Origin of the sequence: Saliniferula longa (assembly GCF_050789285.1) — a bacterium.
Lineage (GTDB): Bacteria > Pseudomonadota > Alphaproteobacteria > Rhodobacterales > Rhodobacteraceae > CAVPWP01.
In genome coordinates, this window is the sequence record NZ_JBOUVX010000002.1 from 523,607 (window position 1) to 534,611 (window position 11,005).

General features: G+C 65.9%; 13 protein-coding genes. 7 read left to right on the top strand and 6 right to left on the bottom strand.

Annotation, left to right across the window (positions count from 1 at the left end; all coding sequences use genetic code 11):
* Positions 1–300: 300 nt before the first annotated feature.
* Both ACRDNQ_RS09075 and ACRDNQ_RS09080 read right to left on the bottom strand, forming a co-directional pair.
* Positions 301–948 (bottom strand): ChrR family anti-sigma-E factor, encoded by a 648-nt coding sequence (locus ACRDNQ_RS09075; RefSeq protein ID WP_431828331.1) that lies wholly within the window; start codon positions 946–948, stop codon positions 301–303.
* A gap of 8 nt (positions 949–956) precedes the next feature.
* Positions 957–1,502, bottom strand: a complete 546-nt coding sequence (locus tag ACRDNQ_RS09080; RefSeq protein ID WP_431829101.1) for a sigma-70 family RNA polymerase sigma factor — start codon at positions 1,500–1,502, stop codon at positions 957–959.
* Positions 1,503–1,733: 231 nt separating this feature from the next.
* Here ACRDNQ_RS09080 and ACRDNQ_RS09085 point away from each other — a divergent pair, with 231 nt between their 5' ends.
* The 6 genes from ACRDNQ_RS09085 (at position 1,734) to ACRDNQ_RS09110 (ending at position 6,723) form a co-directional block, all read left to right on the top strand.
* Complete coding sequence (locus ACRDNQ_RS09085; RefSeq protein ID WP_431828332.1) at positions 1,734–3,035, top strand: NAD(P)/FAD-dependent oxidoreductase; 1,302 nt, start codon at positions 1,734–1,736, stop codon at positions 3,033–3,035.
* Entirely contained in the window at positions 3,032–3,796 is a 765-nt protein-coding gene (locus ACRDNQ_RS09090; protein WP_431828333.1) for a DUF1365 domain-containing protein, read from the top strand. Before ACRDNQ_RS09085 ends, ACRDNQ_RS09090 begins: the two co-directional genes overlap by 4 nt.
* Positions 3,793–5,046 carry an MFS transporter gene (locus ACRDNQ_RS09095; RefSeq protein ID WP_431828334.1) on the top strand — a complete coding sequence of 418 codons (1,254 nt, stop codon included), beginning with the start codon at positions 3,793–3,795 and terminating at the stop codon, positions 5,044–5,046. The genes ACRDNQ_RS09090 and ACRDNQ_RS09095 overlap by 4 nt, the downstream gene beginning before the upstream one ends.
* On the top strand, positions 5,043–5,606 hold the full coding sequence (locus ACRDNQ_RS09100; RefSeq protein ID WP_431828335.1) for a DUF3833 family protein: 564 nt from the start codon (positions 5,043–5,045) through the stop codon (positions 5,604–5,606). Before ACRDNQ_RS09095 ends, ACRDNQ_RS09100 begins: the two co-directional genes overlap by 4 nt.
* Positions 5,603–6,343, top strand: coding sequence for an SDR family NAD(P)-dependent oxidoreductase (locus ACRDNQ_RS09105; RefSeq protein WP_431828336.1), 741 nt, complete (start codon positions 5,603–5,605; stop codon positions 6,341–6,343). The genes ACRDNQ_RS09100 and ACRDNQ_RS09105 overlap by 4 nt, the downstream gene beginning before the upstream one ends.
* A gap of 65 nt (positions 6,344–6,408) precedes the next feature.
* Positions 6,409–6,723 (top strand): DUF3775 domain-containing protein, encoded by a 315-nt coding sequence (locus ACRDNQ_RS09110; RefSeq protein WP_431828337.1) that lies wholly within the window; start codon positions 6,409–6,411, stop codon positions 6,721–6,723.
* A 10-nt stretch (positions 6,724–6,733) separates the two neighbouring features.
* Here ACRDNQ_RS09110 and ACRDNQ_RS09115 read toward each other — a convergent pair whose 3' ends face one another.
* Together ACRDNQ_RS09115 and ACRDNQ_RS09120 are read right to left on the bottom strand one after the other, a co-directional pair.
* Entirely contained in the window at positions 6,734–7,864 is a 1,131-nt protein-coding gene (locus ACRDNQ_RS09115; protein WP_431828338.1) for a saccharopine dehydrogenase family protein, read from the bottom strand.
* A 14-nt stretch (positions 7,865–7,878) separates the two neighbouring features.
* A complete protein-coding gene (locus tag ACRDNQ_RS09120; RefSeq protein WP_431828339.1) occupies positions 7,879–8,934 on the bottom strand; it encodes a saccharopine dehydrogenase in 1,056 nt (351 codons plus the stop codon).
* 438 nt (positions 8,935–9,372) lie between these two features.
* Between ACRDNQ_RS09120 and ACRDNQ_RS09125 the strand changes: the two genes are divergently transcribed.
* Positions 9,373–9,624 (top strand): hypothetical protein, encoded by a 252-nt coding sequence (locus ACRDNQ_RS09125; protein ID WP_431828340.1) that lies wholly within the window; start codon positions 9,373–9,375, stop codon positions 9,622–9,624.
* A 225-nt stretch (positions 9,625–9,849) separates the two neighbouring features.
* Here the strand turns inward: ACRDNQ_RS09125 and ACRDNQ_RS09130 are convergent, their stop codons facing one another.
* Together ACRDNQ_RS09130 and ACRDNQ_RS09135 are read right to left on the bottom strand one after the other, a co-directional pair.
* Positions 9,850–10,140 carry a hypothetical protein gene (locus ACRDNQ_RS09130; protein WP_431828341.1) on the bottom strand — a complete coding sequence of 97 codons (291 nt, stop codon included), beginning with the start codon at positions 10,138–10,140 and terminating at the stop codon, positions 9,850–9,852.
* 288 nt (positions 10,141–10,428) lie between these two features.
* Complete coding sequence (locus ACRDNQ_RS09135; RefSeq protein WP_431828342.1) at positions 10,429–11,001, bottom strand: class I SAM-dependent methyltransferase; 573 nt, start codon at positions 10,999–11,001, stop codon at positions 10,429–10,431.
* Positions 11,002–11,005 lie beyond the last annotated feature (4 nt).

Genomic DNA, 11,005 nt, shown 5'->3' on the forward strand with positions numbered 1-11,005 from the left:
GGCGAGAGTAGGAGGCACAGCGAACGACGCACAGAGCGGGTTCCGACAGGCGTTCACGGTAAAGCCGCCCACCGTCCGTGGCAGATAGTTGGGGGCCGGATCCGCTGCCGAAGAAAAGTTCGGGACGAGTCCGCCGCCCGTCAGGGTTGGTGAGCGCGCCATAGCAGCGCAAAACAACGCCCTGAGATGGCGGGCTGTCAACCTCTAATTGATTCGGGACCACACGAATCAGAACGGCTGGGGCGCTGCCCCCCGGACCCCCGGGATATTTTCACCAAGAAGAACCCCGGACGGGTCCGGCTACATGCCGATGAAGGGCTGCGCGATCCGGGGAATGAGCTTGTTGAAGCGAAGGCGCGCATCGGTCGCCGCAAGGCAGATGCAGTCTTCGCCGATGTCCGCGACCGGGGTGTGTTCGAGATCCTCGTCGGCGATCTCGATGTCGCCACGGGCGAAGCGGTCCTTGCCGTCGAGGAAGGCGCCCTGAAGCACCAGCGTGAGCTCCGTGCCCCGATGGCCGTGGTCGGGCACGGCCCGGCCTGCGGGAATATGCAGCAGGCGGACCGTCGCGTCGCGCGAGGTGTCGAGAAGGTACTGGCTGACCCCGCCGCCGAGCTTCTTCCAACGAACGCTGTCGAGATCGCCGCCGACATAGTCGCGAAGCGGCGCCGGGAACAGGCCCGCAGGGCGCGGCGCCGGCCGCTTGTGGTCCACCGGGGCGGCGGCGATCAGCGCCAGCGTCGCGGCAAGGCTGTCGTCCGAGACGGCGGCCGAGTCGCAGGTGTCGAGCACGGCGCCGCCGACACTGTCGAAGCTTTCCATCCGCGCACGGCAGTCGTCGCACATCGAGATGTGCGTGGCGACCACGAGGTTGAAGGCCTCGGGCAGGGCGCCGGCCGAGTAGGCCATGAGGAGCGCATCGCTCAGGTGGTGCTTTATCGTTGCCATGGGCGTACTCACTTCATTTCGTGGCGCAGTTTCTCAAGCGCCAGTCGTATGCGGGACTTGATCGTACCCAGGGGCAGGCCGGTCTGCTCGGCAATCTCGCTGTGGCTGAGATCGCCGAAATAGGCCTTGGTGATCAGATCCCTTTGTTTCTCGGGCAGCTGTGCCATGGCCCGGCTCAGCCGTTCGCTTTCCTGCTGGAGCGTCAGGACGTCTTCCTGGTCGGGCTCTGCCTCGGGGCCCCAGGTCAGATCCTCGGGCTCGGGGCGTCGCTGCTTGCGCAACACGTCGATCTTGCGGTTCCGGGCGATCGTGAATATCCACGTCGCAACGCTGGCCCGCGCCGGATCGAACAGATGCGCCTTGCGCCAGAGGGTCGCCATGACCTCCTGTGTACATTCCTCTGCAAGGGACTCGCTTGCCCCCGATTTCATCAGGAAGGCCTTCACGCGGGGCGCGAAGTGCCGGAACAGGTCGACGAACGCCGCCTGGTCCTGCGCATCCCGGATCCGGCGCACGTGCCAGACCCAATCACCTTCCGTCCTGTCGTCACCCATGTCGGTCTTTTCGGTTTCCGCGTCGGACCATCCGGCAGCGTGAACAGCATAGGCTGTCCGCGCCGTCGATGCATCCGTTTCGCCGAACTCCGACTTGGTGTGCAACATGGTTTTTCTACGCGCCTCGTCAGGCGGTGGATCACCGGAAAAATATCTTTGCTCAATTCAAATCCGTGCTCGCGCGCCGCGCGTAACATCCACAAGCGACCGATCTTTCCTGGAGACCGATGAATGCCCTTCGAAACGAGACGCCATGCGGCGAAAAGACTTGCCGTGATTGGCGCCGGTATCGCGGGAATGGGGGCGGCCCATCTTTTGTCGCGTGATCATTCCGTTGTGCTGTTCGAGGACGGGGATCGCCTTGGCGGGCACGCCCGCACAGTTCTGGCCGGGAAGAACGGCGACCAGCCGGTCGACACAGGCTTCATCGTCTTCAACTATGCCACGTATCCGCACCTGACCCGGCTTTTCGCCGAGCTCGACGTGCCGGTCGCCAAAAGCAACATGAGCTTCGGCGTCTCGATCGATGGGGGGCGCTTCGAATATGCCCTGAGATCGCTTGGAAGCCTTCTGGCGCGACGGCGCAACGCCGTTACCCCGGCCTTCTGGCGCATGATCCGGGACATCCTGCGATTCAACGCCGAGGCGCCGGGGCTGGCGTCGGATCCCGACATGACGATCGGCGATCTTCTGGCGCGGCTGGAAACCGGGCCGTGGTTCCGCGACTATTACATCCTGCCCTTCTCGGGGGCGATCTGGTCGACGCCGACGCAGGATATCCTGGGTTTTCCAGCGCAGTCGATGCTGCGCTTTTTCGAGAACCACGGGCTTCTCGACCCCAAGAAGAACCACCAGTGGTACACGGTCGACGGCGGGTCGGTGCAGTATGTGAACCGCCTTGGCGCGTCGCTTGATCGTCGCGGCGTGGACATCCGTCTGTCGGCGGGCGTGGTCGGGGTCCGGCGGACCGGCATGGGGGTCGAGGTCCGGACGCGCGGGGGCGAATGGGAAGGCTTCGACGAGGTGGTCTTCGCCACCCATTCCGATACGACGCTGTCGCTTCTGTCGGACGCCACCGGGGTCGAACGGACGGCGCTGTCGGCAATCCGCTATCAGCCGAACGAGGCCGTGCTTCACGCCGATACCGCGCTCATGCCGCGCAGGCGGGCAGCCTGGGCAAGCTGGGTCTACAGCGAAGAGCGCGGCACGCGGCCCGACCGGATCGGCGTGAACTACTGGATGAACTCGCTTCAGCCGATCCCGATGAACGACCCGATGTTCGTGACGCTCAACCCCACGCGGGCGATCCGCGAAGAACTGATCTATGACCAGGTGACCTTCGCGCACCCGGTCTACGACGTCGCCGCGCTTGCGGCGCAAAGCACCGTGCGCGCGATCAACGGTCAGAACCGGACCTGGTTCTGCGGGGCCTGGATGCGCAACGGGTTCCATGAGGACGGCATCGCCAGCGCCGTCGACGTGGTCGAGGCGATGGCCGCCCGGCCGGACCAGATCGTGCTGGCCGCCGAATGAGCACCGTCGTCGATCATATCGACGGCGAGACCTTCCACGGTCGGAAGGGCGGGGTGGACAACGCCTTCCGCTATTCGATCGACTACGTGATGCTCGATCCCGAAGTCCCGGTCGCGGGGCCGAGGCTGTTCTCGCGCAACCGGGGAAACCTCTTTTCGCTGCGCGACAGCGACCACGGCGGCGCACCGAAGATCGGATCGGGCGCGGTCTGGGTGCGCGAGGTCCTGCGGGACGCCGGCCTTGACCATGTGGCGAACGGCCGGATCCTTCTGCTTGCGCAGCCACGGGTTCTGGGACACGTCTTCAATCCGGTCAGCTTCTGGCTGGTCCACGATGCCGAGGGGATGCTTCGTGTCGTCGTGGCGGAGGTGTCGAACACCTTCGGCGACCGACATTCCTATCTGGTGCATCACGACGACCTGTCGCCCATTCACCGCGACCAGACGCTGGCGGCGCGCAAGATCTTCCACGTCTCTCCGTTCCAGCCGATCGAGGGGGGTTATGCCTTCCGCTTCGATATCCGCGACGACAAGATCGGCGTCTTCATCGACTATCGCTCGGCCAATGGCGGGCTCATCGCCACGCTGACGGGTGCCCGCCGTCCGCTGACGAACGGAGCGATCCTGCGTGCCGTCTTGCGACGACCTTTCGGATCGCGGCGCGTGCTGGGCCTGATCCACTGGCAGGCGCTGAAGCTTTGGTGGAAGGGCGCGCGCTTTCATTCGCGTCCGAAGCCTCCGACGCAGGAGGTCAGCCGATGATGGCCGTCGAGGCTGGCAGCCGTGGCGATCGGCTGGGCGCCTATGCGCTTTACGGCGGCCTCCTGTCGGCGGCGGGCCTGCCGATCTATCTTTATGCGCCGAAGCTCTATGCCGACACATTCGGGGTCAGCCTTGCCGCCCTTGGCGCCGTTCTGTTCGCGCTGCGGCTGGTCGATTTCGCACAGGATCCCTTCCTCGGCTGGCTGTCCGAGCGTCTGGGCCCCGCGCGCGGCGTGGCGGTCGCGGCGGCGGCGGGGCTGCTTGCGGTGTCGATGATCGCGCTTTTCGCCATTGCGCCGCCCATCGATCCGCTTTGGTGGTTCGCGCTGACGGTCACGGGGCTGTTCACCGCGTTCAGCTTTCTGACGATCAACTTCTATGCCCAGGGCGTATCCAAGGCGGGCGAGATCGCGGGCGGTCACACACGACTGGCCGCCTGGCGCGAAAGCGGGTCGCTTCTGGGTGTGTGCATCGCGGCCGTACTGCCGACGGCACTGGCGCCGGTGACAGGGCAGCCCTTCGCGATCTTCGCGGGCCTTTTCACGGCGGTTGCGGTGATCGCCTCGGTCGTCATGGCGCCCGAGTGGCGCGCGCCCGTCGATGCGCCGCCGCCCGCGCCGATGCGCCTGATCCTGGGCGACGGGATCGCTGTGCGCCTGCTGGCGCTGGCGCTTGTCAACGCGACGCCTCTGGCCGTGTCGTCGACGCTGTTCCTTTTCTTCGTCGAAAGCCGCCTTGGCGCGCCGGGATGGGAAGGGCCGCTTCTGGTCCTGTTCTTCCTGTCGGCGGCCTTCTCGGCGCCGGTCTGGTCGCGCCTGGCCCAGCGGTTCGGGACGCGTCGCACGCTTCTTGCGGCGATGGTTCTGTCGATCCTGGCCTTCCTCTTCGTCCTGACGCTTGGCCCGGGCGACGTTCTGGCCTTCGCGGTGATCTGCGTGATCACCGGGGCGACGATCGGGGCCGATCTGACCCTTTTGCCGGCCCTGTTCGCCCGGCGCATGGCCGAGATCGCCCCCAACGCGGGCCTGGGCTTTGGTCTGTGGTCGCTGGTGCAGAAGCTGACGCTGGCCTTCGCCGCTGTCCTGCTTCTGCCGATCCTTGAGGCGGCGGGCTTCGTGAGCGGAGCCGCAGCCAACCCCCCTGAGGCGCTCCGCACGCTGACCTACCTCTACGCTCTTGTGCCTTGCCTCCTGAAACTGATCGCGATCGTCCTTCTGATCGCGACCCCAATGAAAGAGACAGACGCATGAACACCTTCTTCGCCCTCATGCTTGGGGCGGGCGCGGTCATCGCCCTGATCTGGATGCGGTCGCGCTTTGCCGATTTTCGCGCCCAGACGCCGCAGGACTATGCCGACACCCCACGGGAATTCGACCTTCGGCAGCATCTGAAGGGCCCGATCCTGTGCGAAGGCGTGATCTACGGGCCCACCGGGCGCGTCACTTCGCGCTTCGTGGCCGATTTCGACGCCCGCTGGGACGGCAACAAGGGCGTCATGACCGAGGACTTCCGCTATGACAGCGGTCGTACCCAGTCGCGCGAATGGCGGTTGACGCTGGGCAACGACGGGTCGATCCGGGCCGAGGCCGACGATCTCGACGGGGTCGGGACCGGCATGCAGATGGGCTCGGCGGTGCAACTCAATTACCGGATCCGCCTGCCGAAAGAGGCCGGGGGCCATGTCCTTGATACCACCGACTGGATGTACCTGATGGAGAACGGCGCGATCATGAACCGCAGCCAGTTCCGAAAGTACGGCATCAAGGTGGCCGAGCTTGTCGCCACGATGCGCCCCAGGGACCTCAATTGAGACGTTTCGACGGAAAGCGGTACTGGTTGGTCGGCGCCTCCGAAGGATTGGGCCGGGCGCTGGCCCATCGCATGTCGTCGGCGGGGGCCGAGCTGTACCTCAGCGCGCGCAATGCCGATGCGCTGCAGGCCTTGGCGGACGAGCTGCCGGGCAAGGCCCATGCGGTTCCGGTGGACGTCGGCGACAGTGCAAGCGTGCGCGCGGCGGCGGCCGGGATCGGCGACATCGACGGGCTTGTCTTTCTGGCCGGGGTCTATTGGCCAATGCCCGCCCAGGCATGGAACCCCGACGAGGTCGAGGCGATGTGCGACATCAACTTCACCGGTGCCGCGCGTGCCGTCGGGGCGGTAATCGGGCAGATGGTCGGCCGCGACGAGGGCCACATCGTGCTGACTGGGTCCCTGTCCGGCTTTCGGGGGCTTCCGGGCGCGATCGGCTACAGCGCGTCGAAGGCGGGCCTGATGGCGCTTGCCGAATCCATGTATGCCGATCTTCGCGGCACCGGCGTGCAGGTGCAGGTCGCCAACCCCGGATTCATCCGCACCCGGCTGACGGACAAGAACGACTTCACGATGCCCTTCATCATGGAGCCCGACGCCGCCGCGCGCGTCATGTTCGAACACATGACCACCGACCGCTTTAAGACCAGCTTCCCGTTCCTGTTCTCGCTTCTCTTTCGCTTCAGCCAGTTCTGGCCGGATTGGCTGTATTACCGGGTGTTCCGCGGAAAGGCCTGATCGCGGGGCTTGCCCCCGGCGCCCGATCGCGCTTCTGTGGTGAGACGGCAGAAACGAGGGCGGCGATGCTTGACATCAGCAACGGCAAGGTGGTGCGCGTGATCTTTCTTGCGCGCGAGTATGGCCCCGACAGCTGGCATCTGCGCGACTACATCTCGGGCCTGAACGAGGACGAGCAGGTCAGCCTTGTCGCGATCATGTGGATCGGCCGCGACAGTTTCAGCCCCGACGAGGTGGACGAGGCGCTGGCCACGGCACGCGCCGAACGCACCGCCCCGACCGAGGATTACCTGAGTGGTATTCCCGAATTGCCGGACTATCTCGAGGCCGGGCTCGAGGCGCTGGGCATCGACGTCACCGACGCCGAAGACCGGATGTGACGCCCCGCCGTCAGGCGAGGTGATCCACCACCCGCATGTGCTGCGCCTGATGCGACGTGTCGTCAAGCCAGCGGTGGACAAGGCGCGGATCGGACGGCGCGGCATGGACGCCGGCAGGGATCTCGCGATTGAGCACTGCCTCGACCGCCAGCGCCACGGTGTTCGACACCAGTCGCGCCATTGCACTGCCGCGGATGTCGCCTTCGGCGTCCAGCACGTAGGTCTTGTGAAAGACCGGTCCCTTCGGTCCCTCGGCCTCGAGCGCCACGCACAGCACGACCCTGTCGGGTTCGCCCTCGGCATAGGCATTCTCTTTCCATAGCCGGTCGGACAGAGCACGCAGGTCGTCGTCGGGCATCGTGGGGATCGCCTCGAAGATGTCGGCCCAGGCGTCCGACCAGCCATTCAGGCGCAACGTGCCGCGCACGAAGTTGCGCAGGCGCCAGCCGGGATCGAAGCGATAATCCTCGATGAAGGGAAGCGAGTCGCGGTTCGGATAGACCTCGAAGGTTTCGGGGCGGGGAAGGGGCGCGGAATAGCCCGTGATCGCATCCCAGGGGTGCTTCACCGACAGTTCCGAATAGTCGCGGATCGACCGCGAGGGCGAGCGCAGCGCCTTCAGCACGCCTGCGGGCGACCAGCTGAACTTGTAGCGAAACGCGTTGGCGTGTTTCGGAACACCCCCACAATAGCTGAGGAACGAAATCGCATTGCCGGGGTCATAGGCCTTGCTTGCGCGATAGTCGGCGACCAGCCAATGCGCCATCAGGTGGTCGATCCCGGGATCGAGCCCGACCTCGTTCACCAGCACCGATCCGGCATCGCGCGCGGCCTCGTCCAGCGCGCGCATCTCGGGCGCGATGTAGGAGGACGACACGAAATGCGCCTTCGCGGCGATGCAGGCCCGGGCCAGCGGCACATGCCAGTCCGCGGGCAGAAGCGACACGACCACGTCCTGGGGCTTCAGCGTGGTCGTCAGCGCGTCGAGGTCGAAGGTCTCGATCCGGTCCGTCAGATCGCCCACCGCCGCCACGGCCTTGTCGCGGCTGCGGTTCCAGACGGTGACGTCGTGCCCGGCCTCGATCAGTCGCCGCAGTCCCGGAACGGCCGACAGGCCGGTGCCGCACCAATGGATCGTCATGGTCCTTCCTTCCTTCAAAGGGTCGCGATGTGACGGTCGAATTCGGCCTTCGCGCGGCCCCAGACGCCCGCCTCCAGATCGCCAAGCGCCAGAAGCGAGGGCAGGAGTTGCCCGGCGAAATCCAGAGACGATTCACGGGGAAGCATCGACGGCAGATTGTCAATCGCGGTGACGTCAAGCGGCGGATCGTCGTGCACGCGAAGCGCGGGCGCGTCCCATGTCGTCACGCGGTCATAGACCTTAATGGGCGAGAAGTCGCTGGTCGGATCGCAGGCGATGTCGCCGATCACGCGCAGCCTGCGCGCGGCCACGGGCGCGTCCCGGGGGACGAACACCGGCGTGCCGGGCCGGGCGAGGATGCAGTTGAGGAAGATCGTGTGCGACAGCACCTCGGGGAAAGGGCCGCCATGGGCGGTTTCCGCCATGTCCCACTTTGTCACCGGGATGCCGATTGCGGCGCAAAGGTCGCTTGCCCCGGTGCCGACGCGGCCAAGCGCGCCGATCACGATGGCATCGGGGCTGGCGGACAGGTGCGGCGCGATCTCGGCCCGAAGCTCGGTCAGCATTGCCTCGGACGTCGGATAGGCGCCGACAGGACCGGCGACGCCGCCTTGCCGTTGCGCGATCCAGCACTTGGCCGCGACAGCAGCGCCGGCGAAGCCGGCCCAGTATCCGAAGGCAGCAACCCGTCGACCGGTGTCGTCGACCAGGTATTCAAGGTCGTAAAGCCTGCCGCCGCCGGCCTTGAAGCGGCCCAGAAGCACGCGGCCCGCGGGCTGCCCCTTGAAGGCGTGGCCGAACATGATGTGGCGATGCCTGAGCGGCGTTCCGTCTTCGGGCAGTTCCTTCAGGCCGAAGATCAGCGCGTCCTCCGGCGCTTCGGGCCAACTGCCTTCGGGGGCGATGGCGCATCCCGCCGCGCGGAAACCGTCGATGCCAAGGATGCGCGCGCGGCTGTCCTCGACGGTCACGCGGATGCCCTGGGCGATGAGCGCCGCCGCCCCTTCGGGCGTCAGACCCACCCGTTCCTCGTGCGCGCGGCTTTCCGCCCTTACCCAAAGATGCGTCACCCGATCCTCCGTCGTCTTTCGCCCGCGTTTGCCACGGATCGATCCGCGCCGCAAACACGTGGATTCCCACCGACGTTAACTGAACGATCATTCAAAAATTAGTTGACGCATCTCTGGTGAATCGCACTATTGCTGCGCAAGCATGTCCCGAAAGAAGACGACAGTGGCCGCAACAGCCACACGGGAGGAGAAAGTGCCAAGCCTCGCCCGCGGCCCCGGGGATATGGTCTTGGTTCCTGCGCGTCTTGCGCGGAACCTTTTGCGGTACGCGGCGCACCCGTCTCATCGGGAAAGGGGATTCGTCATCTGGCAGACCTGGACCCGGGCCCAGACCCGGGCCGCGGTCCCCGACGAGGATGGGCGCAAGGGAAAGATCCGCGCGACGCCGGAACTCCGCGACCCGAAGGTGAACGAGATCCCGCAAAGGGCGGCCGCCGAATGACGTTGATCGGGCCGATCCTCTTCGCATTGGGCCTTTGCGTCTGCTGGGTGCTTGGGCGCCATGTCACGAAGGGCGACAGCCTTCTTGTTCCGCTTGCCTGCGCGCTTTTCGGGATCGCGGGGCTGATCACGGGCTTCCCCGACCTCTGGACCGACAGCTTCGTCTGGGCGCTTCTTGTCCTTGCGGCCTATGGTGCGGTTGGGTCGATCGTCTTTCGCGCCGGGCGCGCGGCTCGGGGAAAATCCTGATGAGCCTGGTCCGACGTCCCCCACGTCACCGCTGCCGTCGAAGACCGCCGGAGGGCCAAGGAAGTCACCGGCGTGGTTGAGAAGCTGTCCGGGAACTATCGGGGCCAGCCCCTTCTGGGCGGCAAACCTGAGGCGTGATCAGCCGGTGTGCTGGCGCTGGGCGAGTGTCTGTGCCGCCCGCAGGGCCTGTGCGCCCAGCGGATGATGGAACCTGCCTGAGACAGCTCAGAACAGCCGGCCGACCAGCCCGATCGCGGCGAAGGCCGAGGCCGACAGAAGCGCCGCCGGCACGAAGGACATGCCAAGCAGCATCGCAAGGCCGCCGACGATGCAGAACACGGCGAAGGCCGTGGTCAGAAGCCGGCCGATCCGGTCGTCGCCGTGGGTGTCCCCCGACGGTGCGAACCAGCGGATCAGCCGGGGATCGGCGTCCCGGCGGCGCGCCGCATCCTCGCGAAACAGGCGGTCGGCGTCACGGCGCGACAGGCCGATGTCGAAGTCGTCGGTACGGGACATGAACCACCACCATCCCCAAGGGCGTCATCGCACCTTTTCCCACGATTCGGGCTGGATCATGGCACGGAAAGGGCAGGAATCATCCACCGCACCCGCGCCATGCCTTGCCCGACAAGCAGGCCGACCTGCCAAAGCTTCGTGACTATCTAACCAAGCGTCTGTCGCTTGTTCGCCAGTCTTGGTCCTCCGTTTGTTACCCCTAACGGTGGACCAGTTCGGTGGGTGAGGCTGGATCGTGCCGCCGGGCAGTCTGCCCAACGACCGCAAGGTCATCGGCAGCCAGCGCGGCTACACCGGTTGAGCGGACCGCATGACCAGCCATTGCTGGCCAAATCGGGTGAACGCGCCGTTCTTCGCAAGACTTGCGACCAGCCGATCGACGGCAGTCTTGACGGGCAAAGCCCCGCCGTCGCGCCAAAGGTAGTCGTCCCCGGCGATGATCCCGTCAGCCCGCACCTTCATCTGCGCCAACTCGATGTCCCGATCCACGAAAGGCGCGTGGTGATTGCCGTCGATGTAGATCCAGTCGAGATAGCCGTCGTCGAACGTCGCGAGCGCCGCTTCGGATCTGGCGCGATGGATGACAACGCGCGGGTCGTCCGCGAATCTGGTGCGGACGGCTGCGTGCATCTCATCCATCTTGCCGGAGTTCTGTTCCCGGCCGAAGCCTGTTCGCGGGAACTCAGGCATGAATTCCCACGGGTCGACGAGGTGAAGCTCCCGTGGCGCCGCGATGTCGAGAATGCGGGCGCTGAAGTCTCCTGCCCACACCCCGACTTCGGCGCCGCGCCCGCCTTTCGGCAGAAGGGAAAGAAGCTTGCCGCGATTGATGTCGCGCCGTGAATCCCCTGCCTCAGTCATTTCC

Bases quoted from the DNA above. Each gene is read 5' to 3' on its own strand.
- ACRDNQ_RS09075 (WP_431828331.1), bottom strand. From the start codon at position 948: ATGGCAACGATAAAGCACCACCTGAGCGATGCGCTCCTCATGGCCTAC.
- ACRDNQ_RS09080 (WP_431829101.1), bottom strand. From the start codon at position 1,502: ATGGGTGACGACAGGACGGAAGGTGATTGGGTCTGGCACGTGCGCCGG.
- ACRDNQ_RS09085 (WP_431828332.1), top strand. From the start codon at position 1,734: ATGCCCTTCGAAACGAGACGCCATGCGGCGAAAAGACTTGCCGTGATT.
- ACRDNQ_RS09090 (WP_431828333.1), top strand. From the start codon at position 3,032: ATGAGCACCGTCGTCGATCATATCGACGGCGAGACCTTCCACGGTCGG.
- ACRDNQ_RS09095 (WP_431828334.1), top strand. From the start codon at position 3,793: ATGATGGCCGTCGAGGCTGGCAGCCGTGGCGATCGGCTGGGCGCCTAT.
- ACRDNQ_RS09100 (WP_431828335.1), top strand. From the start codon at position 5,043: ATGAACACCTTCTTCGCCCTCATGCTTGGGGCGGGCGCGGTCATCGCC.
- ACRDNQ_RS09110 (WP_431828337.1), top strand. From the start codon at position 6,409: ATGCTTGACATCAGCAACGGCAAGGTGGTGCGCGTGATCTTTCTTGCG.
- ACRDNQ_RS09115 (WP_431828338.1), bottom strand. From the start codon at position 7,864: ATGACGATCCATTGGTGCGGCACCGGCCTGTCGGCCGTTCCGGGACTG.
- ACRDNQ_RS09125 (WP_431828340.1), top strand. From the start codon at position 9,373: ATGACGTTGATCGGGCCGATCCTCTTCGCATTGGGCCTTTGCGTCTGC.
- ACRDNQ_RS09130 (WP_431828341.1), bottom strand. From the start codon at position 10,140: ATGTCCCGTACCGACGACTTCGACATCGGCCTGTCGCGCCGTGACGCC.
- ACRDNQ_RS09135 (WP_431828342.1), bottom strand. From the start codon at position 11,001: ATGACTGAGGCAGGGGATTCACGGCGCGACATCAATCGCGGCAAGCTT.